The organism is Sinosporangium album, assembly GCF_900100605.1.
Classification (GTDB): Bacteria; Actinomycetota; Actinomycetes; order Streptosporangiales; family Streptosporangiaceae; genus Sinosporangium; species Sinosporangium album.
In genome coordinates, this window is sequence record NZ_FNCN01000002.1 from 303,611 (window position 1) to 330,449 (window position 26,839).

Genomic DNA, 26,839 nt, shown 5'->3' on the forward strand with positions numbered 1-26,839 from the left:
AGGCCACATTATGAGCGGAGCCGATGATGCGTCCGTCATCGCACGGTCAAAGCGCGATCCGGAGGCATTCGCCGAGCTCTTCCGGCGCCACGCCCCCGACCTCACCCGCTACGTCACCCGCAAACTGGGGCAGGACGCGGCCGACGATGTCGTGGCCGAGACGTTCCTCGCGGCGTTCCGGCAGCGTGGCGGCTACGACGCGGCGCGGCCCAACGCCCGGCCATGGCTGTACGGCATCGCCACCCACCTGATGAGCCGGCACGTGCGCACCGAGGTGCGGCACCTGCGTGCCGTCGAGCGTACGGGCGTCGACCCCGTGACCGAGCCGTTCACCGAACGCAGCGACGAACGGCTCAGCGCCGAGGCCGCCCGCCGCCGCCTCGCCGGCGCGCTCGCGGCGCTTCCCGCGGGGCACCGCGACGCGCTGCTGCTGGTGGCGTGGGCGGGGCTGAGCTATCCCGAGGTCGCGGAGGCGCTGGGCGTGCGCCTCGGCACCGTACGTTCGCGCGTCAACCGTGCCCGCCGCAAACTCCGCCGGGAACTCGGCGAGATCAATCCGATGGCCACCGTAGGAGAGGAGCCCGTCCATGAGTGAGATGATCAGGCTTGAGCGGTTCCGCGAGGAGGTTCCGCGTCCCGACTCGGACGCTCTGCGCGGCCAGGAGGAGCGGTTGCTGTCGGCCATCGCGGCCGAGGCGCCCCTTCCCGAGGGGAACGGTCGCCCGCGTCGCCGCTTCGCCGTCCACCTGCGCGTCGGCCTCGCCGCCGGTCTGGCCGCCGCCGCGCTGACCGCAGGCGGCGTGGTGTTCCTGCTCGACGCCGAGCAGAAGCCCGCCGCGGTCATCCACACCATGCCCATGAACGCGGAGAAGACCCTCACCCGAGCCGCCGAGAAGGCGGACGAGTTCCCGGAGTTGCGCCCTAGGCCCGGCCAATACCTGGTTTTCGAATCACAGACCATGGAGCCCGTCGAAGCGAACGACGCCGACGGCCACCACCGCTACCTGGTGCGTGGGCGGAGCAAGGTGTGGATGCCTTTCGAAGGCGACTCGACTCACGGGTTCAGTGAGGGAGTGACCTTGAAGCCCCGGCCGTACCCGGGCTGGCCCATCCCGCCAGGGGCCTGGGAAGGGGTCGGCGTGCGGACCGGACCTGAGAAGGCGGCCGACTTCGATCAAAGGGCCGAGTATCTGCGCACCGACTACGCCTACGTGAGCCGCCTCCCCACCGATCCCGCGAAGATGTATCAGCACCTCTACACGGGTTTGAAGCCCGGCCCCGAAGCCGACCTCGAAGCCTGGAACCGGGTCGGTGGCCTGCTCGCCGGTGCCTATCTTCCCGCGGCGCAGCGGGCCGCGCTGTTCCGCGCGGCGGCGGCCATCCCCGGAGTGGTCGGCGTTGGGAAGGCCGTCGACGCGGCGGGCCGCACCGGCATCGCGGCGGCGAGGGTCGATCCGTGGCTCGGCGTCCGCGAGGAGTACATCTTCGACAGCAAGACCTACGGTTTCCTCGGCAACCGGAGGACCGTCGTTGACGCCAGGCTCGCCGAAGCACCGGTGGGAAGTGTCCTGACCTCCAACGCGCTTGTGAAGGTCTCACTTGTCGACCGGGCTCCCGTGGTGAAAGGCGATTGACCGTGTGGCCTTTCACGGCCTGTTAACCCGCAATGTCCTCCCCGCCCTCTGACCCGCGCGTGGCGGGCTACGAAACCCAGCCGACCCTCTCAACCTCATACGATTCCCTGATAAAAGATCAAGTCGAGATATAGCCTGCTATACCGTTGCGCGCCGCATGCTCCAACCGTGGGGCGTCCGGTTCTCAGTCGTGGAGTGTGTATGGCGGTCGACGATCGCGGGACCCGTCGGCGCCCGGCCGTGCGCTCGGACGTCTACGCCCGTGGCCGCGCCACGCTTGACGCGCTCGAACGCCTCGTCGGCGGGTGCGGTACGGGGATCGTCGCCATGATCGCGCTTCTGCTGCTGGCCGCCACCGCGCTGCTGTGCCTGATAGGCGTAGGCCTGCTGCTGGTACCCGCCGCACTGCGCGAGCTGCGGGCGGTCGCCGACCGCGAACGCGCCCGGCTCTCGCGCTGGGGCCCGGGGCTCGTCGGCCCGGGCACGACCCCGTCCCGGCTGCGCGACGCGGTCGCCGACCGCGCGGTCCGCCGCGAGCTGGGCTGGCTGGTGATCCACGCCGGGTCCACGGCCCTGCTCGGAGCGCTCGCCCTCGTGCTGCCCGTTGAGGCCCTGACCAGCGCCGCTTTCTCGCTGGGGTGGTGGCTGCTGGAGGAAGAGGCCGCGACCAAGGCCTTGGGACTGTGGGCCATGGAGGACGTGCCCAGCGCTCTCGGCATCACCCTGCTGATCTTGGTGTGGATCGCCATCACCGTGATCATCGCACCCGTCCTGGCACGACTGCAGGCGTGGCCCGGGCTGCGGCTGCTGCGCCACGACCCAGACCCCGGCATCGGCCCCGACATCGACGTGGATCTGGCCTTGCGGGCGGCGGACCCGACCGCGATCCGAGCCGCGGCCCTCGACGCGCACGCCACCGAGTTGCGGCGGATCGAGCGGTCGCTGCACGACGGGACGCAGAATCGGCTCGTCGCGGTCAACATGCTGCTCGGGGCGGCCCGTCGTGCGCTGGAACGCGATCCTTCCACCGTCAGGGAGCCCCTCATGCGGGCACAGTACGCCGTCGAGCAGGCGCACGCCGAGCTTCGGAAAGTCGTACGAAGCATCCTGCCGCCCGTACTGAGCGACCTGAGCCTCGCCGACGCGCTGAGCGGCCTTGCCGCGACCAGCCCGGTGCCCTGCACCATGGATGCGGATATTCCGGCCAAGGCTGCCGCGTCCGTCGAGGCCGCCGTGTACTTCCTGGTGGCCGAGGCACTCACCAATATCGCCAAGCACGGCCATGCGCGGCACATCGCCATCAAGGTCCGCTGCGTCGGTGACCGGCTTCATGTCCAGATCGTCGACGATGGCCGGGGCGGGGCGGACGAACACAACGGCTCCGGGCTTCGCGGTATCCGCAGCCGAGTCGAAGCGCACGTCGGGACGTTCGCCCTGGACAGCCCTCGTGGCGGACCCACCGTTCTGACCGTGAGCCTGCCCTGCGGGCCGTGACGCCGGCGGCGTGATTCCTCTGATCACAGAGGAAACCTGAGCTTCTCCGCCACCGCGCCTGGTCAGCGGTACGGCCCGGCCGCGCACGGCGATGGCCTCTGGCATGGGCTTGAAATGTCCCTTATGACAATAACTCCGACACGGTGATAGGTCGGCCATAGCCTGCTGTACCTCCGGTGCTGATCATCGAACGGCTTGTGAGTGGCCGAGGAGGTACGTTCCATGGCGGTCGGTGAGAGCCGGACCCTGCGGCAGCCGCGCCTGCGGTGGCGGCCGGGACGGTGGGACTTGTTCGCCCGTGGCCGTGTCACTCTGGACGCGCTCGAACACCTCGTCAGCGGCATGGGCACGGGAATCCTGGCGCTGGTCGCGCTCCTCTCGATGACCGTCACCGCCCTGGCGTGCCTGATCGGTGCGGGGTTGTCGCTGGTGCCGGTCGCGCTGCGCGGGCTACGCGCGGTGGCCAACCGGGAGCGGACCCGGCTCTCACGCTGGGGCACACAGGAGATCATCGCCGCGCCCCCGCCGCCGACCGCGCTGCGCGCCGCCCTCGCCGATACGACGGTGTGGCGCGAGCTGGCCTGGGCGGTCGTGCACGCATCCGTCGGCCTTCTCCTGGGCCTGCTCGCCCTCACCCTCCCGGTTCACGTGCTCCAGGACGCGACCTTCGCGTTGTGGTGGTGGCTGTTGCCTCCGGAGGAGGCCACGTCCGCGACCTACGGGATGTGGGAGGTCAAGGACTTCCCCAGTGCGGTCGCTGTCGCCGGGCTGGTCCCGATCGAGATCGCACTCACCATGATCCTCACACCCCGCATGGCCCGGCTGCAGGCATGGTTCGGCCGGCGTCTCCTGCGGCCCGGTCCCGACGTCGACCTGAGCCTGCGCGTAGCGCAGCTCACCGCGACCCGCGCTGCCGCACTCGACGCGCACGTCGCCGAACTGCGCCGGATCGAGCGGTCACTGCACGATGGGACGCAGAACCGGCTCGTCGCCGTCGACATGCTGGTCGAGGCGGCGCTGCGGGCGCTGGAGCGCGATCCGGCCACCGCCATGGCGTCACTTGAACGGGCACAGACCACTGCCGAGCAGGCGCTCGGTGAGCTCCGGGACGTGGTGCGCGCCATCCTGCCGCCCGTCCTGACCGACAAAAGCCTCGCCGACGCGCTCGCCGACCTGGCCGCGGCCTGCCCGGTGCCCTGCACCGTAGACGCCGGCCCTCCGGCCAGGGCCGCCGCCTCCGTCGAGGCCACCGCCTACTTCGTGGTGGCCGAGGCGCTCGCCAACATCGCCAAGCACAGCCGGGCCCGGTACGCCGTCGTCAGCGTCCGCCACATGGACGACCGGCTGTGGCTTCGGGTGGTGGACGACGGACGGGGCGGGGCGAACGAGAGCGGCTCCGGGCTCGTCGGCATCCGCCGGCGGGTCGAGGCGCACGACGGGTTGTTCACGCTGAACAGCCCTGTCGGCGGGCCGACCATCCTCACCGTGACCTTGGGGGCGGACAAGTTCCCTTCTCTACCGCATTCTCGACGCGACCGGTGTGAGGCGGACGGAGAGAGCGCGGACGAAGTCGCCGTGCGGATGCCCGTCGCGGGCGGTCGGACGGTCCCCGACACAGCCCCGACACAGGCGGCGGGTGGAGAGTGAACGTGAGTCTGGCCATATGGGGGAGGAAAGGGGATGAAGGGGCGGCGTACGGTCGTAGCCATGACCGTGACGTGGGAGGGCGCGATGCTTCCAGGGTGTGGACAGTGTGACTGCTACCTCGACGATCGGGTGTTCTTCCGGCCGCCGGGGGAGGAGTGAGGTAGGCGTCGATAAGGAAGTCGATAAGGGAAGAGCCCGGCCGGATGGCCGGGCTCGTCGCGCGCGGGGGGCGGTGCCGTACGGCATGGCGTGGGAAAGGGGTCAGACCTTGCGGCCGGTCTCTTTCTCGTAGGCGGTGAGCTGCTGTTCCAGCGCTTTCATCAGTTCGAACACCTGGTTGGGGGGGAGCCGGATGCGGCTGACGATGCGGGTGGGCACGCTGACGAAGTTCTGGCCCGACGCCGGGTCGCTGGCGAGTTGCGGCGGGCGGGTGATCACCGCGAAGTCCAGAACGAACCCATCCTCGGTATGCCACACAGAAGCGAAGTTCGCGTATTGCCCAGCTTCTACTTCCGCGGAGATGCTCAGCTCAAGCCGGCTCTCCGGCGAGTCGTTCACGGTTTCCCCCTCTGGTCAGGCTGCTTCTCCCATGCTGCCGCTCACCTGTCCAACGGGCCAAACCGGACGCGTTCTCACCTGGTTCAGGAGCCGGTCGGCAGGGGTTGCGCCCCGCGTTTCGCCAACATGTCAGTCATCAGCTTGATTTCGCCGGTCTGACTGTTGACGATGTGGCGGGCCGTGCCGGTGACCTGGGTGTCGTCGGAGAGTTTGAGGGCCGCTTCGGCCATCTCGACGCCGCCCTCATGGTGGCGGATCATGAGCTGCAGATAGAGGATCTCCGCGTCCTTGGCTTTGGCGTCCGCCAGCCGCTTCATATCCGCGTCGGAGAGCATGCCGGGCATCAACGTCTGCCCGGAGGCCTCGGCGGTGCCCGGTGAGGTGGTCTGCTGCCCGTGGCCGTGTCCGGCCATCCACGCCATACGGGGTTGGATCGAGCCCTGATCGAGCCCCCACTGCTGGAGCCAGCCCATGAACATGCCGCGCTGGGTCGCCTGACCTGTGAGGATGTCGCCGGCGAGGTCTCTGACGTCTTCGGCCGTGGTGGCGTCGCGTACGGTGAACGACATTTCCACCGCCTGCGCATGGTGGGTCGCCATGTCGCGTGCGAAGCCCGCCTCGGCCGACGAATCGGACGGGGCGCCGACCCTGCCGGTGATCCAAAGGACGGCGAAGGCGACTGCCACGGCAGCGAAGATGAGTGCCGGTGTCAGGCGGCGAAATGTGGTTCGTGCGCCTGTAACGGGGGTTTCCATCGTTGGTCCAGAGTACCCGTGATCGTCATGCTCGGGGACAGAGTGCGGCTTCAGTTCCTTATTCTCGGCATAGGGGGGGAGGGCATAGGGTTAGCCGAGATTGCGGCGCTGATGGAGGAATGATGACGAAGGAGAAGACCCAGGCGAGGCGTGAGCAGCTCGCCCGGCTGCGGGCCGAGCAAAAGCGCAAGGACCGCCGGGGCGCCCTCCTCATGTGGGGAGTCGGCGGTCTCGTCATCGCCGTCGTGGTCGGACTTGTGGGGTACTACCTCGTCGTCGAACGCTCCGCTTCCTCTCTGGACGCGGTGCAGAAGTTCAAGTACCTCGGAGCCGACCACACCTCCGAAAAGGTCACTTATAAGGAGAACCCGCCGGTCGGCGGCCCGCACCGTCCGCCAGGCGAGTGGCAGAACTGCGGTATCTACGACAAGCCCATCGGCAACGAGAACGCCGTGCATTCACTTGAGCACGGTGCGGTGTGGATCACCTACCAGCCGAACCTGCCGGCCGCCGAGGTGGATAAACTGCGCGGCATTGTGAAGGCGCAGGGCGACTACATGCTGCTCAGCCCCTACGAGGGCCTCCCGGCCAAGGTGGTGGCATCGACGTGGGGCAACCAGCTCAAGCTTGATGGCGCCGACGACGCGCGCCTGCCGAGGTTCATCGCGAAGTACAAGAACGGGCCGGACACGCCTGAGCCGGGTGCGCTCTGCTCGCAGGGTGTGGGCACGCCCGTCTCCTGACCGGCGACGACCCGAGAGGACCCGCCAGGGTCTGTGAGACAGCGGCTGGGTGACAGGGGCAGGACGACGTCCTGCCCCTGTTTCGCGCGTACGGCGGGCGCGGTCGGTCAATCCCGCAAGATGCGTGCCACGGCCGTCGCCGTCAGGCCATGTGCCTCGGCCACGGCCTCGTTCGTCAAATGTCCCTCATGGGTGTTAAGTCCCAGCGCCAGCGAGGGATCCTCGCCCAACGCCTCCCGCCATCCGCGACCGGCGATCGCGATCACATAGGGGAGCGTGACGTTGGTCAGCGCGTAGGTCGAGGTGTGAGGTACGGCACCGGGCATATTGGCCACGCAGTAGAAGAGCGAGTCGTGCACCTGATAGGTCGGGTCGGCGTGCGTGGTCGGACGCGAGTCTTCGAAGCAGCCGCCCTGGTCGATCGAGATGTCGACCAGCACCGACCCCGGTTTCATCCGGGACACCAGCTCGTTGCTCACCAGCTTGGGGGCTCTTGCCCCCGGCACCAGCACCGCGCCGATGACGAGATCGGCTTGGAGAACCGCCAGCTCGATCTCCAGCGCGTTGGAGGCGATGGTCTGGCAGTGCCCCTGGTAGATGAGGTCGGCCTGGCGCAACCGGTCGATGTTCCTGTCGAGAAGCAGCACTTCGGCCTGCATGCCCAGAGCGATCGCCGCGGCGTTCATGCCCGACACGCCCGCCCCGATCACCACGGTCTTGGCCGCGTGGACTCCGGACACGCCGCCCATCAGCACGCCTCGGCCTCCGCCCTGGCGCATCAGGTGGTAGGCCCCGACCTGGGGGGCCAACCGCCCCGCGACCTCCGACATGGGGGCCAGCAGGGGGAGCGCTCCAGAGGGCGACTGCACTGTCTCATAGGCGATGCCGGTGATGCCGGACTGGAGCATGGCGTGGGTGCAGTCGCCGGAAGCCGCCAAATGGAGGTAGGTGAAGAGGACCTGGCCCTTGCGCATCCGGTGGTATTCCTCGGGCACCGGCTCCTTGACCTTGAGGATCAGGTCGGCCTCGGCCCAGACGTCGTCCGCGGTGGGAAGGATTTCCGCGCCCGCCGCCTCGAAATAGGAGTCGGGGATGGCCGATCCGGCACCGGCTCCGTGCTCGACCACGACATGATGGCCGAGGCGGACCAGCTCGTGGGCGCCGGCGGGTGTGAGGGCCACCCGGTATTCATGGGTTTTGACTTCTCGGGGCACTCCGATTCTCACGGCTCCTCCTTGAGCTTGAGCATCAGGCCGCTTCTCCAGTGCCTCCATCCTGCCGAAGCCGCGTCGGCGGAATGGCGATCGTCACAGTGGCGGGTTCTTCACGGCTTCTTCGCCTTGTGAACGCGGGCGGCTCTTTATGCTGCTCCGAGACGCGAGGCGCGACGCTGGTGCGGCTCGGTATGGGGGCACCGGACGGAGAAAAAGGCTCGTCTCCACTGTTGGCCGCGCCGCGGCGGCACGCTATGGGCAATCTGTAAGAGATCGGAGAGCGTTCCTGACGATTTGGTGTGCACGGTCGGCGGCCGGTCGGACCCGACAAGGTCTTTACCGGGCCTTTCTTATGTGGTCGGCTTGAGCGATCCGCTTCCCGACCGGATGCGATGGGGGGTGCCGGTGGATGTTCTCCCGGGCCGTCCCACGCCCTCGGTAAGCTCGCGCGAGCGACGTCGGTGATATTGGGGTCACGAGATGGAGAAGAATTCCGGTCCGGCCGAGTCGCCGGGGCCACTTCCCGGCAAGGCCGCCTCAACGGTCGCCGAGGGGAGCACGCCTGCGAAACGTGGAAGACGAGCCGAACGCACGGACGAGCGGGCGGGGAAGCGGGCGGGGAAGCGGGCTGAGAAGGGCGGCGGCCCGGCCAAAGGAGCCGGGGAAGCCGCTGGAGCCGCCGGAGCCGGGCAGCAGGGACAGCCGGGCCGCGAGTCCTCTGTGCCCCCTGCGCCCTCAGAGCCCTCTGTGCCCCGCGCCAGCCGGGCCACCACGGTCATCCTGATCGTCGCTCTGGTTCTCGTCGTCGTGAGCGCCGGAGTTCTCGGCACCATCGCGGTCCTCATGACGCGCAACCCCGATCTGCCGCTCGGGGGGAGACCGCCTGCCCCTCTCGCGCTCCCCATCCACTTCGCCCCCGTGACCGCCGTGCAGCGCGCACCCTGCCCGGGGGCGCAGGCCGTACTCGACGAGGCGGGCCAGAACTGCTATCTGATCGAAAAGGGGGTGGACGTCACCGCCGTTCACCGCATCGAGGCAGTGGCCGAAAAGGACGGCACCTACGCGGTCCGGATCGCGGTCGGCCCCACCTCCCGCAGTCGGCTCGCCGACCTGACCCGGGACACGATGGACCAGCAGATCGTGATCGTCGTCGCCCAGAAGGTCATCTCCGCGCCCAAGGTCACCCAGGCGATCACCGAGGACAGCCTGACCATCGACGGCTCCTTCACCAAGGAGCAGGCCGACGCCCTGGTCGCCAAGCTGAAAGGCGAGCCCGCGCCGGCCGGACAGCAACCGGCCGCCCCGGGTCAGCCTGCGCCCGGGCAACCCGCGCCTGGTCAGCCTGCGTCTGGTCAGCCTGCGCCTGGTCAGCCTGCGCCTGGTCAGCCTGCGCCCGGGCAACCCGCGCCTGACCAGCCCGCGCCCGGGCAACCCGCGCCCGGTCAGTCGAACTCGCCTTCAGGAGCGGGAACCGGCACCGGTACGGCCGATGGCGCGGGAGGCGGCACCGGTACGGGGAGCACCCCCGGGGCGAGGACTCCCCGAACCGTGCCCACCACGCGGGGGGCCGGCCGCGGGCGTGCGCCCGACAAACGGTTCGGGTCGTGCAAGGAGGCGATCGCCGCCGGGTACGGGCCGTATCACAAGGGCGTCCACCCCGAATACCAGTTCTACAGGGACGTCGACGGCGACGGCGTGGTCTGCGAGCCGTCCGAGTCACGCTGACGAACCCCTAACGCACGGACCTAACGCACGGCCCTAACGTTACGGCGCGCGGCGCCCCGTGGGTGGGGGGCAGAAGCGGCACGGGCCGCGCCGCCGGTCGCCGCCGGGAAAGCGGCGGCGCCGGCGGCGGGCGCGCGTGAGCTTTGGCGTCCGTCAAGGGGACGAGGCTCACGAAGACGTCTGCCACCCCAGAGGGATACAGAGGGTGTCGGTCACGACTGGCGCCTCGACGAGGCGCGAAACGACGGGGTGGTGACCGATGGGAGAGTCGACGAGCGCGCTACGGGTTCGGCGGCGCCTTTGCAGGTGCGCCGACCGATCCGCACGCGGCTCGTTTCACCGCTGCTGCTCGGTGCCGGCATGTGCGCCGGTCTGACCTTGCGCAGTCCGCTCTACGCCCACCCCGACCGTGGCGCGGTCGTGGAACACGTGGGCCGAACGAATGCCTGCCTGTTGTGACGGGGTCCCGTATCGCGTCCGCCGAGCGAGCGGTATTCGGCGGACCGGAACCAGGCGTCGGCGATAACCGAGTCGGTCGTATTCTCGCGCGGGGCGAGAATCAGCAGCACGCGATGATGTCGAGCTTCTTAAAGGGAGACGAACCGGCTCCCACGGTCGTAGCATTGCTTCCTGCGGTCACAGAGGCCGCGAACAAGAAGGCCAGTGCAGACAGGGCAAGACGTCGGCGCATTGGGAACTCCCATCGCTGGATCGATTGTCGGACTACATCTTCGAGGGGTGCCGGTGACCGGTCAAGAACTTGTGGGCCAGCGAATCAAGGCGATCCGCCGCCAGCGTGGGCTCTCCCAGGCCCAACTAGCCCACCCCGAACTGTCGGACAGTTATGTCTCGCTCATCGAAAGCGGCAAGCGGACCCCCACCCCCGCGGTTCTCGAACTGCTCGCGCAGAAACTCGACTGCTCCCTCACCTACCTGGTGAACGGCGTCACCGCGGAGCAGATGCAGGAGATCGAGCTCGGCCTCGGTTATGCCCGGCTCGCGCTGGAGAACGGCGAGGTCGTCGAGGCCCGCAACAGGTTCGCCGAGCTCCTTTCCGGCGGGGCGCTCGCCGGGCTGGCGAGGCTCCGCCAGGACGCGGAATACGGTCTGGCCCTTGCGATCGAGGCGTGCGGCGACCAGGCCGGGTCCATCGCGGTGCTGGAGCGGCTCCGGGCCGACGACCTGCCGCCGGAGCGCCACGTGGGCGTGGCCATCGCCCTCTCCCGCTGCCACCGAGACCGGGGCGATCTGGCCGCGGCGGTCGAGGTGGGTGAGCGCATCCTCACCGGGGCGGTGCGCCCCTCGTGGACCGACGAACTGGTCGAGCTCGGCGCCACCCTGCTGTCGGTCTACCTCGCCCGCGGCGATCTGCTGCGCGCCCGGCAGTTCTCCGCCGAGCTGCTCTCCGCCGCCGAGACCCTGGGCAGCCCGCGGGCCGTCGTGGCGGCGAGCTGGAACTCCGCCCTGGTGGCCGAGGCCGTGGGACGGGCCGAGGACTCGCTGGCGCTGGCCGAGCGGGCTCTTGCCGTACAGTCCGAGAACGGCGAGCCGCGCAACCTCGCGCGGATGCGCCTCGCCTTCGCCTCGCTCCAGGCCCGCATCCCCTCGCAGAACGTGGAGGATGTGCGCGGTCTGATGCTTCGCGCCGAGCGCGAGCTGGCGCAGACGTCGGCCAGCACGGTCGACCGGGCCCGGTGCGCCCTTGAGCTGGCCTCGGTGGAGCTGCGGCTCGGGCAGGCGGACCGGGCGGCGGACTACGCGAAGTCGGCGCAGCACATGCTGACCGAGGCGAATCGCAGCCTCGGGGCCGACTCGCACCTGCTGCTCGGCCGGGCCTACAGCGCGCTGGGCCGGGGCGACGAGGCGGCGGGCGAGCTGCGCGGGGTGCGGGATCTGCTGACGCAGCTTCCGCTGTCCCGCAGGACGGCCCAGACGTGGTATGCCGCGGCGGAGACCATGGAGTCGTTCGGCGATCATGAGGGCAGCGTCGACGCCTACCGGCGGGCGCTGGCCTGCGCGGGGCTCTAGCCGTACGGCATCGCATGCCGGTTCGGCGGCACCTTCGCGGGTGTCGCCGGCCGGTTCGCGGCCTCGCCGGACGGAAGGCCGAACCGCTGGAAGGCCGAAGCGCTGGAAGATCGAACCGCTGGAAGATCGAAGCGCGGGAGGGGCTCGGAAGATCCGCTCGGACGGGCGGGGGATCCGAACCGTAAGGACGGCGGCAGCGAAGTCAGGACCGCGTGTTGACGTCGGTAGCCTGGGAGAGCCATGAAGACTTCCCCGCGCGCGTTCGCCGCCGCGCTTCTCGCCGCCTTCCTCCTCGTCGCGGCCCTCGCCCAGCCCGCGCTCGCCCACGATCGGCTCAAGAGCAGCGATCCCGCCAAGGATTCCGTGGTGTCGGGTGTGGAGAAGGTCACGCTTGAGTTCACCGCGACGACGTCGCACCAGGTCGTCATCGTACGCGCCGCCGACGGCACCGCATACCAGCAGGGGAAGCCCAAGGCCGACGGCGACACGGTGGTGCAGGGGCTCAACGGCGCGCTGCCGCCCGGCGACTACACGATCGCCTTCCGCGTGGTCTCCTCCGACGGTCACCCCATCGAGGGTGAGATCCCGTTCAAGGTGAAGGGCGAGCCCGGCCCGGCCGCCGCCGCCCCGGAGGCCGCCGCCACGCCGCAGGCCTCCGAGTCCGCGGTGGCCGCGCCGGCGCCGGAGACCCCGGCGGCCTCGGTCGCGCCGTCGCCCGCCGCGGCCGACGGCGACACCGGGGGCATCCCCGCATGGTCGTGGATCGTCGTGGGCGGCCTCGCGGGCATCGGCATCGGTCTGCTGTTCAGCATGCGGAACAAGAAGAAGTGACGAGAGCCGCGCGTTTCGCGCTCGCGGGAGCGGTGGCGGCCGTCCTGGCCCTGGTGATCGCCATGATCGCCGGAGGGGCCGCGTTCCCGCGCATCATCCCCGGGCTGCCCGACGAAGGCGCCCTCACGCGGTGGGCGCTGCCGCTGTCCAAACTGGCGATGGACACCGCGGGCCTGGTCACGGTCGGACTCCTGCTGACCGCGACCGCGTTCCTCCCCGGGGACAAGGGCCTTCTCGGCAAGACCGCCCTCCGCTACGTGCAGGCGGCGTCCTGGGCGGCGCTGATCTGGGCCGGCGCGGCGGCCTCGACCATGGTCTTCTCCCTGTCGGAGACGCTCGGCATGCCGGTGGTCGAGATCTTCGGCGGCAACGAGCTCACGAGCTACGCGAGCCAGGACTCCCGAGGCGTCGGTCTGACCCTGGTGGTCCTGTTCGCCGTGGCGATCGCGCTGTTCTCGCGCGGAGCCATCACCGCGGGCGCGTCGGGCGGCCTGCTGCTGCTCGGCCTCGTCACTCTGCTGCCGCCCGCCCTCACCGGCCACACCAGTTCCTCGCCGAACCACGACCTCGCCACCAGCAGCGTCGCCATCCACGTGATCTCGATGGCGCTGTGGGTGGGCGGCCTTGCCGTACTCACCGTTCACGTGATGCGGAAGCAGCCGCAGATCGAGGCCGCCGTCGCGCGGTTCTCGGACATGGCGCTGTGGTGCTTCATCGCCCTCGGGCTGTCCGGGCTGTTCGCGGCGCTGGCCCGGTTGACGTCGATCGGTGATGTCTTCACGTCGTCGTACGGCCTGCTCATGGTGGCGAAAGCCGTACTCTTCGCCGGGCTCGGCGCGATCGGCTGGTGGCACCGCAAACGCACGGTTCCCATGGTCGAGCAGGGGCGACCCGGAGGGTTCCTGCGTCTCGCCGTCGGCGAGGTCATGATCATGCTGGCGGCCGTCGGCCTGGCCGTGGCCCTCGCGCGCACCGAGCCGCCACCGGTGTCCCTCCCGCCCGACCGGGCCTTCGAGCTGCTCGGCTACCCGATGCCTCCGCCGATGACGCTGGCGAGCCTCGCCACCCTGTGGCGGTTCGACCTGTTCTTCGCGCTCGTCGCCGCCCTTCTCGGCGGCCTGTACGCCGCAGGCGTGATCAGGTTGCGCCGTAGAGGGGACACCTGGCCGCTCGGACGCATCCTCGCGTGGTTCACGGGCGTGGGCATCCTCGTGCTGGCCACCCAGAGCGGCGTGGCGCGCTACGCCCAGGTGCTGTTCAGCGTGCACATGGTCGAGCACATGACCCTGTCGATGCTCGTGCCGATCTTCCTCGTGCTCGGCGGGCCCGTCACTCTGGCCCTGCGGTCGCTCAAACCCGCCAAAAGGCGCGGTGACCGGGGCCCGCGCGAATGGCTCACGGTCATCCTGCACAGCCGGGTGGTCAAGTTCCTCGGCCACCCGCTCGTCGCGACCGCGATCTTCATCGTCTCGACCTACGCCCTGTACTTCACACCGCTGTTCGCCGCCGCCATGGAAGAGCATCTCGGGCACATCGCCATGACGATCCACTTCCTGGCCAGCGGCTGCCTGTTCTTCTGGGTGGTCATCGGCATCGACCCGGCGCCTTACAAGCTTCCCTACATCGGCAGGCTGCTCGTCCTGTTCGTCACCATGCCGTTCCACGCCTTCTTCGGCATCGCCCTGATGTCGATGGGCACCGCCCTCGCCCCGGACTGGTATGACCAGCTCGGCCGCACCTGGGGTGACTCCTCCATCGTCGACCAGCAGGCCGGCGGGGCCATCGCCTGGGGCTTCGGCGAGATCCCCACGCTGATCGTGCTGATCGCCCTCGCCATCCAGTGGTGGCAGGACGACGAGCGCAAGGCCCGCCGGGCCGACCGCCGCGCCGACGCGGCCGCCGCCCGCACCGGCGGCACGGGGGACGCCGAGCTCGACGCCTACAACGATTACCTCAACCGGTTGAACAAACAGCAGGCCAAGGACTAAATGCCCCGTTTAGCAAATATCTGGTCAAGGGAGCATTCGCTGCTGGGATAGGTTCTCGCATCCTCCAGCCGCCTCGGCAAACACATCGCTAGCCTGGAACAAGGGGAACATCGGGCGCGGACCTCCCATCGCACGCCTCCCGAGACGTTCTCACAGCGTCCGGGTCCCCGCCTGCGATCGCGGAGCGGCACGCGCCCACACAAGGGCACCTGGAAGGCCGGGATGTGTTCGAGGACATACGCATGCGCTGGGACGCGAGCCTCGCCGAGGCTCTGGACGACCGACTGACCGAGTGGTCGGGCAGCACGGGGATCAGCGTCGAGACCTGGGCGCTGCCCGACCGCCCCGTGCCGTCGCCCCTCGCCGACGCCGTGCTCGCCGTCTTCGACGAGGCCCTCGCCAACGTCGAACGGCACAGCCACGCCCTCATCGTCTCCGTCGCCGTGACCTACGGCGACCGCGGTCTGCGCCTCACCATCAGCGACAACGGCATCGGCTTCGACGCCACCCTCCCGGGCCCCGGCGTTCTCGGCATGAGGCGCCGCTTCACCGACCTCGGCGGCTCCCTCACCGTCAACAGCGTGCCCGGCGAAGGCACCACCATCAGCGCCTCCGCCCCCCGCCGCTGACCGCCGCTCGGCCCTCGTCGCCTTCAGCTAGGGAAGGGTCAGGGTCTCGCTGCCGGTCTCGGTGACCAGGATGGTGTGTTCGAACTGGGCCGTGCGCTTGCGGTCCTTGGTCACGGCGGTCCACTTGTCCGGCCAGATCTCGTAGTCGATCGTGCCGAGCGTCAGCATCGGCTCGATCGTGAACGTCATGCCCGGCACCAGCAGCACCGACAACGACGGGTCGTCGTAGTGCGGCACCATCAGACCGGAGTGGAACGTCGTCCCGATCCCGTGGCCGGTGAAGTCGCGCACCACGCCGTAGCCGAAGCGCTTCGCGTACGCCTCGATCACCCGGCCCACCACGTTGAGCTGCCGCCCCGGGGCCACCGCCTTGATGGCCCGGTCGAGCGCCTCCCGGGTGCGGTCCACCAGCAGGCGCGACTCCTCGTCCACCTCGCCGACCAGGTATGTCGCGTCCGTGTCGCCGTGCACGCCGCCGATGTAGGCGGTGATGTCCACGTTCACGATGTCGCCGTCGCGGAGCACCGTGTCATCGGGGATGCCGTGGCAGATGACCTCGTTGATCGAGGTGCACAGCGACTTCGGGTAACCCCGGTAGCCGAGTGTGCTCGGGTAGGCCCCGTGGTCGATCAGGAACTCGTGCCCGATCCGGTCGAGTTCGTCGGTCGTGACGCCCGGGGCGATGTGCTTGGCGACCTCCACCAGCGCCTGCGCGGCGATGCGCCCGGCCACCCGCATGCGCTCGATGATCTCAGGGCTCTTGACGTCGGACTCGCCTGTGCGCGGCGTTTTCTTCCCGACGTACTCCGGCCGCTCGATGCGGCTGGGAACCTTGCGCATGGGCGAGATCCGCCCGGGCTGGAGCAGTGTCGTCATGTCGCCAGTCTAGTTGCGTGGGTCACTGGGCAAGATTCCCGATATGACTGATGAATGGTGGTTCTGTCTCAAGCACATGCGGGTCGAGCCCGAGAAAGGCTGCCCCAATAAGGACCGTATGGGTCCCTACACCTCCGCGGACGAGGCCCGCGGGGCCCTCAAGCGGTCCGCTGAGCGCAACCGCGAGTGGGAGAAGGCCGACCGGGACTGGAACGACGACGACTGACGCGCGACTGACGGCGGGCTCCTGCCGTACGGCCCGCCGAATGGGCGACTGAGAGGGCCACCTTGCGGGGCCCTCATTGGTCAGGGGGCTACGACGGCGTAGGCCCGGACGGGGAAGGTGCCGAGGCCGGTGATGAGGGGCGGGGCGGCGTGGAAGCGGAAGCCGGTCTCGGGGAGAGCGCCGAGGCCGGTGAGGTGTTCGACGATCGGGATGCCCGCGGCGAGGAGGACGCTGTGGGCGGGGCGGTCGCCCATGGGCGGGGTGGCGTCGATGTTGAGGGAGTCGATGCCGACGAGCGCCGCGCCGTGGTCGACGAGCCAGGTGGCGGCGTCGGGGGCGAGGTAGGGGTGCCCGCTGAAGTACCGGTCGGTTCCGAAGTGGCGGTCCCATCCGGTGTGGAGGAGTACGGCACGGCCTCGGACATCCCGTCCCTCGATGTGGCCGAGGTCGACGACGGGGGAGTCCCCCGCCCGGACGACGAGTCCGGGGAGGTCGGCGAGGCGTTCCAGGGGCAGGCCGGACAGGTCGGCCCCGTCGGGGTAGCGGTGGTAGGGGCTGTCGAGGTAGGTGCCGGTGTTGGCGGCGAGGGTGATCGTGCCGATGTGGAACTCGGTGCCGGGGGCGTAGTGCTCGCGGGACTCCTCGCGGCTGAGGTGCACGCTGAGGACGGGCCCGGGGATGCCGGGGTAGGTGGTCATGCCTTCGACGATGGGGTGGCTCAGCTCCACCAGATGCCTGCTCAAATGTGCTCCGGTCTCTTGCGTGCGCCGACGAGTCTGCTGACGGTGGCGATGCCGATGCCCATCCAGACGAGGTTGAGGATGGCGGACGGCCAGGCCGACAGGTAAGCGGTATTGATCATCAGGGCGATGGCACCGACGAGGTTCATTGTCTGGTAGGTGAGGCCGTCGCCGGGCAGTTTGGACGCGGACACCAGCCCGTAGGCGGTGAGCATGAGGGCCGCGCCGCCCCATCCGACGATGTTGATCAGCAGGTTCATCGGCCTCGGGCTTCCAGGTGGGACAAATGCATAGATCCCATGATTCAGAATCACATCACTTGAGCACAATTAAGGATCTCTGAAGGTCTTAGTAAGCTCTGCTACATGGATATCGACCCCCGGCGACTGCGTGTGCTCCATGAGGTCGCGCGCCGGGGCGGGGTGATGCGCGCGGCCGAGGCGCTGCACCTGACGGCGTCGGCGGTGTCCCAGCAGCTCGCCCAGCTTGAGCGCGAGGTGGGGCTGGCGCTGATCGACCGGTCGCAGCGCCGGGTGTCGCTCACCCCGGCGGGCCGGGTGCTCGCCGGCTACGCCGAGCGGGTGGAGGCGGAGCTGGCGGAGGCGAAACAGGAGCTGACGGGGTTCACCGAGCGCCTGGCCGGGCCGGTGACGATCGCGGCGTTCCCCACGGTGATCCGCCATCTCCTGGTGCCGGCGCTGCGGATCCTCGCCGAGCGCCACCCGAAGATCGTCCCGTCCATCCGGGAGCTGTACGGCACGGCGGCGCAGCGCGAGCTGCGGCTCGGCGGGGTGGACGTGATGCTCACCGAGCAGGACATGAGCCGACCCGTCATCCCTCAGCAGAGCATGACGACACACCCGCTGTACCTCGACGAATACCGCATCGTCACACCTCCGGACCGGCCGGACCCGCCGCGCGACGTGGCGGCGCTGGCGGCGGCGCCGTGGGTGGCGGGGCTGCCGGACCAGGCGTGCGGTCAGGCGCTGGAACGGCTGGCGGCGGCACACGGCTTCACCCCCCGGAGGGTTCACGTCATCGAGGAGTTCCCCGCCGTACTGGACCTGGTGTCGGCGGGCCACGGGGTGGCGATCGTGCCGACGCTCGCCTTGCTGCATGTCCCGCCGGGCGAGGTGACGGTCACCGGGATCACCGGGGTGGGGGCGAGGCGGCTCGCCGCGGTGACGCGCGTCAGCCGTACGCGCTCGGGGGAGCCCGACCCGGTGCAGGCGGTGGTGATCGACGCGCTGCGGGCCGCCGCCGACGGCGTGGCCGAGCAGGTGGGACGCCGCATGTGAGGGCGCGGGGCGTGGCCGGGGCGGCGCGCGGCCCGGTGATAGCGTGAACACGATCACGGCCGTGTCGGCTGCTGTCGCGGGCGAGAGCATGCCGGAGATGGTGCGAGTGCGTCCGGATGGGAGTCCCGCCTGATGGCCGTCCACGAGTCCGCCTGGGCGCCGTTGAAGCTGCCGGTCTTCCGGGCGCTGTGGATCGCCCAGCTCGTCTCGAACCTCGGCAGTTGGATGCAGATGGTCGGCGCGCAGTGGCTGCTCGTCGACGCGGGGCCGACGGTGCTGTCGCTGGTGCAGACGGCGACGATGCTGCCGGTCATGCTGCTGGCGCTGCCCGCGGGGGTGCTCGCCGACCTTTCGGACCGCAGAAGACTGCTGATCGCGACGCAGGTGGCCCTGCTGGTGGTGGCGACGGTGCTGGCGGGGCTCACGCTGGCCGGGCTGATGAACCCGCCGCTGCTGCTGGCGCTGACGTTCCTGATCGGCTGCGGCAGCGCCGTCATGGGCCCGGCCTGGCAGGCGATCCAGCCCGAGCTGGTGCCGCGAGACCAGCTGTCCTCGGCGGCGGCGCTCGGCGGCGTCAACATGAACTCCGCCCGCGCGATCGGCCCGGCGGTGGGCGGGCTGCTGGTGGCGTGGGCGGGGCCGGGCTGGGTGTTCGCGCTCAACGCGCTGTCGTTCCTCGCCGTGACGCTGGCGCTGGTCCGGTGGGATCGGCCCGCCGACGAGCGGCCGGACGAGTCCGAGCGGGAGCGGGCCATCGCCGCTTTCCACGCCGGGACCAGATATGTACGGCATGCCCCGGGCGTCATCCGCATTCTGCTGCGGGTCGTGCTGTTCATCCCCGCGGCGACGGCGCTGATGGCGCTGCTGCCGATCGTCGCCGGGCGGTATCTGGGGATGGGGGCGAACGGCTACGGCGTCCTGCTCGGCGCGATCGGCGTCGGCGCGGTGGTGGGAGCGTTCACCCTGCCGAAGGCGCGGGGGTGGATCGGCCGCAGCGGCCTGCTGGCGGCCGGCGGCGTGGCCGCCGCCGCGGGGGTGCTGGTGACGGCCGCGGTCAGGCAACCGGTCCTGGTCATGGTGGGGCTTCTTCTGTACGGCATGGCCTGGATAGCCGTGCTCTCAACGCTCAACGCGGCGCTGCAGATGCTGCTGCCGTCGTGGGTGCGCTCGCGTGGGCTCGCGGTCTACCTGGTCGTCTTCCAGGGCGGTTCGGCCGTCTCCGCGCCGCTGTGGGGGCTGGCGGCCGATGCGTGGGGTGTGCCGCTCGCGCTGGCGGGCTCCGCCGTACTCCTGCTGGTGGGCGCGCTGTCGGTGCAGCGGTGGCCGCTGCCGGGGCACGAGTACGACCGGACGGTGTCGACCGCGTGGCCTCAGCCGCATCTGGTGCTGGAGCCGCCGACGGACCGGCCGGTGCTGGTGACGTTGGAATACCGGGTGCCGGAGGGCAACGGTCCGGAGTTCATGGCGGCGATGCGCCACGTGGAGAAGTCGCGGCGGCGCACGGGCGCGTATGCGTGGGGCCTGTTCGTCGACGGGGCCGACCCGAGCAGGTATATCGAGGTGTTCCAGGTCAGGTCGTGGTCGGAGCACATGGCGCAGCACAATGTGCGCATGACGGCGGCCGATCAGGCGTGGCAGGACCAGGCGTGGTCGTTCGCCGAGGGCGCGCCGGTGGTGACCCACGCGATCGCCGTCCCGCAGAGCCCCGGCCCGCCGCTGACGCCGCCACCGCCGTCGCCTCCGCCGTCACCTCCCTCGCCCCCGGGGCCCGCGCCTACGTGAGCCGCGCCCATGTGGGCCGCCGGGGGTTCGTGGCGGTGGCCGTACGGCACGGCGCGAGGGGGCCGGGCCTCAGTCCGCGACGCGCGGCCCGCTGACGAGGTCGAGGAGGCGCGCGAGGCGGTCGCGCAGGCCGTGGCGGCCCGGCAGTTCGCCGGCGGCGCTGCTGACGAGGTGCTGGGCGCCGTCGAAGGACAGCAGGCCGTCCGGCGGCAGGACCAGCGAGTCGTGGGCGAGCCCGGTCAGCTCGGGGTCGCCCCCGTCGAGCGCGAGGATCGTGGTGCCGGTGCGCCGGGCGTCGTCGAGCCGTTCGAGCAGCGGCTCGGGCGCCTTGGCCTCGGCCACCACGAACAGGGTCTCGCCCCGTCTGGCCTCTTCGATTCGGGTCAGTCCGACACGCAGGTGGGCGGGGGCGTCCGGCGGAGGAGACCAGCGCACCAGGGTGGGGACGAGCTGCTGGAGGCCCGACATGCGGGCCTCGTCGGTCAGGTGGGCGGTGAGATGCCAGGGTTCGTCGTCGGGTGTGCCGACCACGAGGAGTCCGCCGGGGGAGCGTGTGGTGCGCAGGGCGAGTCCGAGTTCTCGGGTGCGTTCCACCAGACCAGTCGATTCAAGTACCTCACGCAGGAAATCCACCGACGCCGCGTCCATGTGATCTATCGTGCCTCAGTACCCCCGGTACTGTCCTTAGAACGACGACCTGGCATCATCGGGGCACAGTGAGCCTCGCCTTATCCAGTAGGAGTACTGTGCGATGACGCAGCCTGATCTTCCAGACGTCAGCGGCCTGTCGATCGGAATCCTCGGCGGCACCGGTGACCAGGGCAAGGGGCTCGCCCGGCGGTTCGCGTTGGCCGGGCATGAGGTGCTGATCGGCTCCCGCAGCGTCGGCAGGGCGCAGGAGGCCGCGGCCTCCTTGGCGCCGACCGTGCGCGGCGGGGAGAACGCCCAGGTGGCGAGGGACGCCGACGTGGTGATCGTCGCGGTGCCGTGGGATGGGCACAAGGCGACGCTGGAGTCGCTCGCGGGCGATCTCGCGGGCAAGATCGTGGTCGACTGTGTGAACCCTCTCGGCTTCGACAAGCAGGGCGCCTACGCCTTGCCGGTCGAGGAGGGGAGCGCGGCTCAGCAGGCCGCTGCCGTACTCGGTGAGAGCAGGGTCGTGGCGGCCTTCCACCACGTGTCGGCGGTGCTGCTCCTCGACCCCGGGGTGGACAGGATCGAGCTGGACGTGCTGGTGCTCGGTGACGACCGGGAGGCGACCGACATCGTGCGGGCGCTCGCGGCCCGGATTCCGGGTGCGCGGGGGGTGTACGGCGGTCGCCTGCGCAACGCCCACCAGGTGGAGGCGCTGACCGCGAACCTGATCTCGATCAACCGGCGCTACAAGGCCCATGCGGGCCTCCGCATCACCGACGTCTAACCCTGAAAGATCCGGGAACAGGCCAGCTGGGCAGTTGGTCTGTTCCCGGCCACGGGCGGGATCGCCGTGTTCGCCGACGACGACGTGTACCGCCGGGTGTGGGCCTTCGGCTCGGACGAGGAGCTCCGCCGTATCGGCGTCGCCGCGGGCACCATACGCGTCTCGACCGGCATCGAGCACATTGAGGACCTGTGGGCGGACTTCGCCGCGGCCCTGGAGAAGTGCTGAACCGGGGAGCCGCCGGGCTTTAGCGGTTCAGTATGAGGTTGGAATTCGTCGGGTAAATGCGGTCTGAAAGCCCGGCTCAGCGGCCGGGCGGCCGGCGGGCCGCCCGCGACCTACCGATTACCCTAGGTCCGGACTAGTGTTTTCGGTGTCGTCCGGTCGAGACGCGCTGACTATCGTCCTGAACGTGGCTGAAACAAATACATCATCACCGATTTTCGTTGGTGCCACTGATCTGGAATTCAGGACGATCGCGGAAGACAAGCTGGAACTGTGCGCGGGCCCGCACAGATATGTCGTCACCGTCCCCGGAGACCGGACCCGCGCATTGTCCAGAGTTCTTACCGAGACGCTGCCCAAGCTGCGCCGGAGTGTTCCGCTGCATGAGCAGATCTCCGAGAAGGAGATCGTCGCTCTGCGGCCGTTTCTGAACCAGCTCATGTCCCTGCGGCTGCTCCTGTGCCCGACGCCGGGCACCGTCGGCAGCGACGCCGATCTCCGCCTCTTCACCTTTATCAGCCGCAGGACCGACCGTGCCGACGAGATGTTCGCCGCGGTCAAGGCCAGGCGGGTGCAGGTGGTGGGCCCGCCCGAGGTGACGGCGGCGTGGACGTCGGCACTCGCGGCGCAGGGGCTGTCCGCTGTCGACCACGGACAGGCCGACCTCGGCGTGTTCGCCCCCGGGGAAAGCGGCGACGCCCGGCGGACAGGGCTCACGATCGTGGCCGCGGCCGACGAGGACATGCTCACTTTCGCCAACCGCCGATTCTGCGCGCAGAAACGCTCATGGCTGCCGGTGCTTTTCACCCCGGACAGAATTCGCATCGGCCCGTGGACCATGCCCGGCGAATCCGCGTGCTATTGCTGCGCGGTCCCGGCGGCCGAAGGCCGGGCGGAGGCGGGAGCCGTACCGTCGAGCTGGCTGACCTACCAACCGGCGTGTGCGGCGTGGGCGGGCGGATTGATCGCCTATACGGTTCTGCGGGCTTTCGTGCCGATGGGCGGGGAGCATCCGTGGGGGCGGGTCACGACACTGGACGCAGCGCGGTGCGAGCAGGTTTCGCGGCGGGCGTGGCGGGACCCGTACTGCCGGGACTGCGCCGAGGAGGCGCCCGTCACGTTGACGTGGGCGGCGTTGTGAGCGGGGCGGAGGCCGCCGCGGAGCTGGTGGCCGGGCTCGGCTTCGCCGTACGGGACATGCCGCTGCCGCTCTACCTGAACGGGTGGTGTCTGGCGCTGCTGCGGGAGGAGGCGGCGGGGGAGCGGCTCGACCTGACGGGTGCCCCCGTCGAGGTGCTGGATGTGGCGGCGGGCGCGGACCGGGCGGCGGCGCTGTGGCGCCTGCTCGCGGGCGCCGCGGCGCTCAGGCTTGAGGCGCGCGGCGTCGGCGGGTCGGTGTGGGAGACCGTGGGCGCGGGATCCTGCGAGGCCGAGGCCACCGCCGCGGCGGTGTACGACCTGCTGGCGCGGGTGCGGGCGGGAAGCGGCGGCGACGAGGGCCGGCGCATCGTGGGCTGGGAGAGCGCGGTGCGGCACCCGTGGCGCAGCCCGCGCGACATCGGCGGCGAGCTGGCCTGCCACCTGCTGGAGCCGGTGGCCGGCGTCCCATGCGTGGGGGCGGTCCTGAGGCTGGCCGGATCGCCGTCCGAGGTCAGGGTTCTGGCGTGCGACCTCAGTGTGACCCGGGCCGTGGACAAGGCCGTGTACGGCGTGCTGCGCGGCCACGTGCTGGAGGCGGGGCGGCCGACCGGCGCGGACTTCGCGGAGTTCGCGGAGAAGGACCAGGTGCGCCTGGCCGAGCTGGACGACGGATCGGAGCGCACCGGCGGCATCGGCCACCTGCGGGACGTGCTGCGACGCCACGCGATGCCGGTGAGTACCCAGAGGTTGGCCGAGGAGGCGGGGGCCGTACTGGTGCGGGCCAAGATCTCCGCCGAGCCGCCGCCCGCCGAGCAGCTGCCCGGCGGGCCCGGGCTGTGGGACGCGCCGCGCCCGGGACACGGCGGCACAGTAGCCCCGGCCCAGCTTTCGCTGCCCTGTGAGCGCGACCGGGTGGAGGTGTCGCGTGCCTTCCACGAGAACTCGAAGCTCCGCGCCGGGTACGGCACGCTGCCGAAAGTGGACCTCGCGCGGGCCGGTGCCCCCGTGCAGGGCCTCCTCGCGCGGGCGCACCGCGACTTCCCCCACGCCCGGCGCGTCTACGGGCTCGCCGACCTCGAACGGCCCGTGCTCGCGCCGCTGGAGGAGACGGTGAGCCGCAGAAGATCGTGGGCGCCCATCGGGGCGACGCCCCTCGGCCTGCCCGAACTCGCCGGTGTGCTGCGCATGGCGTACGGCACCACCGGGTCGGGGCGGCTCGGCCCCACGAGCACCGTGCCCCTGCGGGCGACGCCCTCGGCCGGCGGGCTTTACCCGATCGACCTGTTCGTCCTGGTCACCCGTGTCGACGGGGTCGAACCAGGCCTGTACTACTTCCACCCGTCGCGTATGGAACTCCAACTGGTGACCACGGACTACGACCTTGAGGACGTGCTCGCCCACTCCGGTTACGCGGCGAGGGTGGGGCAGGCCGCCGCCATTGTGCTGTATGTGGCGTCGTTCCGCCGCAACCAGTGGAAGTACTGGGAACGCGGCTATCGCACCGTGCTGCTGGACTGCGGGCACCTCGCCCACAGCGTGGTGCTCACCGCCAACGCGTCGGGGCTGGTGGCCCATCCGATGGTGGCCTTCGCCGACGACTACTTCAATCGGCTCGTCGGCGTGGACGGCGTCGACGACGCCGTGCTCTATCTGACTCTGCTCGGCAGGGCGAAGGAGAGGCCGTGATCACGGAGGAAGGGATCGTACGGCTGGCGCCCGGCGTGCGCATCCACGTGGTGGATGACGAGAACGGCTTCATGGAGACGCCCGACTCGGTCGTACGGCTGCGCGGCACCCGACTGCGCGTGCTCCAGGACATCGTGCTGCCCAGGCTCGACGGCTCCCTGCGAGGGCGCGAGCTGCTCGCCGAGCTGGCCTGCGCCATGCCCGAGACCGACGCGCGCGAGCTGCTCGCGGGACTCGGCTCCCAGGGGCTGCTCGTCGACACGCCCGCCCCCGCTCCCGGGGTCCCGCCGCCGGCGCGGGTCGCGGTGTGCGGGGACGAGCACCTGGCCCGGCACCTGGTGAAGGCGCTGGAACGCACCGAGGCCGTCAGCGCGCACTACGTGGGCGAACCCGACCGGGTCGAAGACCTGGTCGAGTCGCCGGCCGCGCTCGCCGCGGTGGCGACGGCCTCGCTGTTCGACCCCTGGGCCAACCGGGTCAACCGGCTGTTCGTCGAGAACGGCAGGCCGTGCCTGTTCTTCGGCGTGGTGCGGAAGGGCACCGCGTTCGCCGGGCCGCTGTGGACCCCCGACCGGGTCGGCCCGTGCTACGAGTGCCTGCGGACCCGCGTCTTCTCCAACCTGCCCCAAGGGCAGACGTTCCGCTCCTACACCGACTTCCTCGCGGAGACGCAGGCCCGTGCCGTACCTCACGAGATGCCGGCGTGGGCGGCGGCGGGGCTGAGCGGCGTGGTGGGGGAGCGGTTGGCCGGCTGGGCGGCCGACCCCGCGGGCGACGCGGCGGACCGGCTGGACTGGCTGGAGGAGGACTACCGCAAGGCCGCCGGACGGCACCTGTTCCCTGTGCCCACCTGCGGCGTGTGCCGGGCGAGCCAGCGCCCGTGCGAGCCGATCGCCGAGTTGAAGGACGCCGAGGACGAGCGGGTCGGCATCGTGCACGCGGCGAGCGTGCGCAAGGCCGACAGCGGGCCGCCCATCTACCTGAGCGGCAGCACCTCGGCCGACCTGTCGCTGATCAAGCAGCCCATGAGGGTGACGAAGAACGGCGGTGCGGCGTTCGGCAAGAAGGACGCGGTCAACGCGACCATCGGCGAGTCCCTGGAACGCTACGCGGCGGCCCTCTACCGCAAGGAGGACCTCGTCCTGTCCACCTGGGCGGACCTGGCCGAGGAGGCGGTGCCGCCGGACGCGTTCGGCCTGTTCAGCGATGAGCAGTACCGCTCGGAAGGGTTCGCCTTCACGGCGTTCACCCCGGACACTCCCGTACGGTGGACCCGCGCCGTGCGGTGGAGCGACGGAGCCCAGGTGTGGGTGCCGGCCTCCCAGGTGTACATGCACTACCGGCGGACGCGCGGCGAGGCCGTCATCGGCCCGTCGATCTCCACCGGTCTCGCCGCCGCGCCGACTTTCCGGGCGGCGGTCCTGAGCGGGCTGCTCGAAGTGCTCGAACGGGACGCCCTGGCCGTCTCGTGGCTGCATCGCCTGCCGCCCAGGCCGGTGCCACAGGAGCGGATCGAGGAGTCCTCCGAGGTCGCCTACCACCTGCGGAAGGCGGGAAACTGCCGGGTGCGCTTCTACGACCTGTCGCTGGAGCACAGCCCGGTGGTGGTCGCCGCGGTCATCGACCACCGCGGCGGCGGCGACCACGTCATGTCCTTCGGCAGCGCTTGCAGGGTCACGGCGACGGCCGCCTTGGAGAAGGCGTTCCTCGAAGCCACCCAAGGCCTGACCTATGTGCGCCGGCTGCTCCGCCAATACCAGGACTGGGACATGGGCGGGGACTTCGACACCGTGGACGAGTTCAACAAGCACGCCATCCTCTACACCAGGCATCCGCACCTGCGGGAGGCCGCCGGCTACCTGGTGCACCCTTCGGGGGAGCCGGAGCGCTGGCGGTCCGAACGCGTCCGGCCCGAGGACCCCGGGAAACCCGTCGACCTCGACGACCTCGACGACCTCGACGGCCTCGTGCGGGAGCTCGACGCCGCCGGATACCCGGTCTACGTCGTGGACGTCACGACGCCCGATGTGATGCAGCTCGGCGTGCGCGTCGTGCGGGTGCTGGTCCCCGGCCTCCAGCACCTGTCGGGTATGCATCGCTACCGCATGCTCGGCACCCCTCGCCTGCACACCGTCGCCGCCGGCCTCGGACACGACACCGTCCCCAACAATCCCTTTCCGCACCCGCTCCCCTGATCGCT

25 protein-coding genes are annotated in these 26,839 nt (G+C 70.3%); 18 read left to right on the top strand and 7 right to left on the bottom strand.

Features of this window, described 5'->3' with window-relative positions; genetic code table 11:
• Positions 1–10 precede the first annotated feature (10 nt).
• From BLQ73_RS03050 to BLQ73_RS03065, 4 genes are all read left to right on the top strand, one after another.
• Positions 11–595, top strand: coding sequence for an RNA polymerase sigma factor (locus tag BLQ73_RS03050; protein WP_093167983.1), 585 nt, complete (start codon positions 11–13; stop codon positions 593–595).
• Positions 588–1,634, top strand: a complete 1,047-nt coding sequence (locus BLQ73_RS03055) for a CU044_5270 family protein (protein WP_245690751.1) — start codon at positions 588–590, stop codon at positions 1,632–1,634. Before BLQ73_RS03050 ends, BLQ73_RS03055 begins: the two co-directional genes overlap by 8 nt.
• A gap of 201 nt (positions 1,635–1,835) precedes the next feature.
• Positions 1,836–3,128 (top strand): sensor histidine kinase, encoded by a 1,293-nt coding sequence (locus tag BLQ73_RS03060; protein ID WP_093167986.1) that lies wholly within the window; start codon positions 1,836–1,838, stop codon positions 3,126–3,128.
• 222 nt (positions 3,129–3,350) lie between these two features.
• On the top strand, positions 3,351–4,775 hold the full coding sequence (locus tag BLQ73_RS03065) for a sensor histidine kinase (protein ID WP_093167988.1): 1,425 nt from the start codon (positions 3,351–3,353) through the stop codon (positions 4,773–4,775).
• A gap of 261 nt (positions 4,776–5,036) precedes the next feature.
• On the opposite strand, the gene BLQ73_RS03070 is transcribed toward BLQ73_RS03065, so the two are convergent.
• Both BLQ73_RS03070 and BLQ73_RS03075 read right to left on the bottom strand, forming a co-directional pair.
• Positions 5,037–5,333: a DUF3467 domain-containing protein gene (locus BLQ73_RS03070; RefSeq protein WP_093167989.1), complete on the bottom strand. Its 297-nt coding sequence runs from the start codon at positions 5,331–5,333 to the stop codon at positions 5,037–5,039.
• Positions 5,334–5,416: 83 nt separating this feature from the next.
• Positions 5,417–6,019, bottom strand: a complete 603-nt coding sequence (locus BLQ73_RS03075; RefSeq protein ID WP_245690752.1) for a DUF305 domain-containing protein — start codon at positions 6,017–6,019, stop codon at positions 5,417–5,419.
• Positions 6,020–6,210: 191 nt separating this feature from the next.
• On the opposite strand from BLQ73_RS03075, the gene BLQ73_RS03080 reads away from it, so the two are divergent.
• A complete protein-coding gene (locus BLQ73_RS03080) occupies positions 6,211–6,831 on the top strand; it encodes a thioredoxin-like domain-containing protein (protein ID WP_093167993.1) in 621 nt (206 codons plus the stop codon).
• 107 nt (positions 6,832–6,938) lie between these two features.
• On the opposite strand, the gene ald is transcribed toward BLQ73_RS03080, so the two are convergent.
• Positions 6,939–8,057 (bottom strand): alanine dehydrogenase, encoded by a 1,119-nt coding sequence (gene ald, locus BLQ73_RS03085; RefSeq protein ID WP_093167995.1) that lies wholly within the window; start codon positions 8,055–8,057, stop codon positions 6,939–6,941.
• Between the two features lie 468 nt (positions 8,058–8,525).
• Between ald and BLQ73_RS33070 the strand changes: the two genes are divergently transcribed.
• From BLQ73_RS33070 to BLQ73_RS03110, 5 genes are all read left to right on the top strand, one after another.
• Entirely contained in the window at positions 8,526–9,770 is a 1,245-nt protein-coding gene (locus tag BLQ73_RS33070) for a SecDF P1 head subdomain-containing protein (protein ID WP_218125589.1), read from the top strand.
• Between the two features lie 744 nt (positions 9,771–10,514).
• Complete coding sequence (locus BLQ73_RS03095; protein WP_093168193.1) at positions 10,515–11,798, top strand: helix-turn-helix domain-containing protein; 1,284 nt, start codon at positions 10,515–10,517, stop codon at positions 11,796–11,798.
• Between the two features lie 240 nt (positions 11,799–12,038).
• Complete coding sequence (locus tag BLQ73_RS03100; RefSeq protein WP_093167996.1) at positions 12,039–12,629, top strand: copper resistance CopC family protein; 591 nt, start codon at positions 12,039–12,041, stop codon at positions 12,627–12,629.
• Positions 12,626–14,617: a bifunctional copper resistance protein CopD/cytochrome c oxidase assembly protein gene (locus BLQ73_RS03105; protein WP_176955239.1), complete on the top strand. Its 1,992-nt coding sequence runs from the start codon at positions 12,626–12,628 to the stop codon at positions 14,615–14,617. The genes BLQ73_RS03100 and BLQ73_RS03105 overlap by 4 nt, the downstream gene beginning before the upstream one ends.
• 242 nt (positions 14,618–14,859) lie before the next feature.
• On the top strand, positions 14,860–15,246 hold the full coding sequence (locus BLQ73_RS03110) for a sensor histidine kinase (protein WP_143020097.1): 387 nt from the start codon (positions 14,860–14,862) through the stop codon (positions 15,244–15,246).
• A gap of 27 nt (positions 15,247–15,273) precedes the next feature.
• Here BLQ73_RS03110 and map read toward each other — a convergent pair whose 3' ends face one another.
• The gene (gene map, locus BLQ73_RS03115; RefSeq protein WP_093168002.1) at positions 15,274–16,122 is read right to left on the bottom strand and encodes a type I methionyl aminopeptidase; all 849 of its coding nucleotides are present in this window, start codon (positions 16,120–16,122) and stop codon (positions 15,274–15,276) included.
• 43 nt (positions 16,123–16,165) lie between these two features.
• Between map and BLQ73_RS03120 the strand changes: the two genes are divergently transcribed.
• Entirely contained in the window at positions 16,166–16,348 is a 183-nt protein-coding gene (locus BLQ73_RS03120) for a hypothetical protein (protein WP_093168004.1), read from the top strand.
• 80 nt (positions 16,349–16,428) lie between these two features.
• On the opposite strand, the gene BLQ73_RS03125 is transcribed toward BLQ73_RS03120, so the two are convergent.
• Entirely contained in the window at positions 16,429–17,091 is a 663-nt protein-coding gene (locus BLQ73_RS03125; RefSeq protein WP_218125590.1) for a cyclase family protein, read from the bottom strand.
• Positions 17,088–17,348, bottom strand: coding sequence for a CBU_0592 family membrane protein (locus tag BLQ73_RS33075; RefSeq protein WP_218125591.1), 261 nt, complete (start codon positions 17,346–17,348; stop codon positions 17,088–17,090). The genes BLQ73_RS03125 and BLQ73_RS33075 overlap by 4 nt, the downstream gene beginning before the upstream one ends.
• A gap of 105 nt (positions 17,349–17,453) precedes the next feature.
• Here BLQ73_RS33075 and BLQ73_RS03130 point away from each other — a divergent pair, with 105 nt between their 5' ends.
• Positions 17,454–18,386: a LysR family transcriptional regulator gene (locus BLQ73_RS03130; protein ID WP_093168007.1), complete on the top strand. Its 933-nt coding sequence runs from the start codon at positions 17,454–17,456 to the stop codon at positions 18,384–18,386.
• Positions 18,387–18,518: 132 nt separating this feature from the next.
• Positions 18,519–20,168 (top strand): MFS transporter, encoded by a 1,650-nt coding sequence (locus BLQ73_RS03135; RefSeq protein ID WP_093168009.1) that lies wholly within the window; start codon positions 18,519–18,521, stop codon positions 20,166–20,168.
• A 69-nt stretch (positions 20,169–20,237) separates the two neighbouring features.
• Here the strand turns inward: BLQ73_RS03135 and BLQ73_RS03140 are convergent, their stop codons facing one another.
• Entirely contained in the window at positions 20,238–20,816 is a 579-nt protein-coding gene (locus BLQ73_RS03140; RefSeq protein WP_176955240.1) for a hypothetical protein, read from the bottom strand.
• Positions 20,817–20,919: 103 nt separating this feature from the next.
• On the opposite strand from BLQ73_RS03140, the gene npdG reads away from it, so the two are divergent.
• The 5 genes from npdG (at position 20,920) to BLQ73_RS03160 (ending at position 26,834) form a co-directional block, all read left to right on the top strand.
• The gene (gene npdG / locus BLQ73_RS03145) at positions 20,920–21,588 is read left to right on the top strand and encodes an NADPH-dependent F420 reductase (RefSeq protein ID WP_093168013.1); all 669 of its coding nucleotides are present in this window, start codon (positions 20,920–20,922) and stop codon (positions 21,586–21,588) included.
• Positions 21,589–21,654: 66 nt separating this feature from the next.
• The gene (locus BLQ73_RS30915) at positions 21,655–21,816 is read left to right on the top strand and encodes a PLP-dependent transferase (RefSeq protein WP_245690753.1); all 162 of its coding nucleotides are present in this window, start codon (positions 21,655–21,657) and stop codon (positions 21,814–21,816) included.
• A gap of 325 nt (positions 21,817–22,141) precedes the next feature.
• On the top strand, positions 22,142–22,954 hold the full coding sequence (locus BLQ73_RS03150) for a hypothetical protein (RefSeq protein WP_093168015.1): 813 nt from the start codon (positions 22,142–22,144) through the stop codon (positions 22,952–22,954).
• Positions 22,939–24,639 (top strand): SagB/ThcOx family dehydrogenase, encoded by a 1,701-nt coding sequence (locus tag BLQ73_RS03155; RefSeq protein ID WP_093168018.1) that lies wholly within the window; start codon positions 22,939–22,941, stop codon positions 24,637–24,639. Before BLQ73_RS03150 ends, BLQ73_RS03155 begins: the two co-directional genes overlap by 16 nt.
• Entirely contained in the window at positions 24,636–26,834 is a 2,199-nt protein-coding gene (locus BLQ73_RS03160) for a YcaO-like family protein (protein ID WP_093168020.1), read from the top strand. Before BLQ73_RS03155 ends, BLQ73_RS03160 begins: the two co-directional genes overlap by 4 nt.
• The last annotated feature ends 5 nt before the right edge of the window (positions 26,835–26,839 follow it).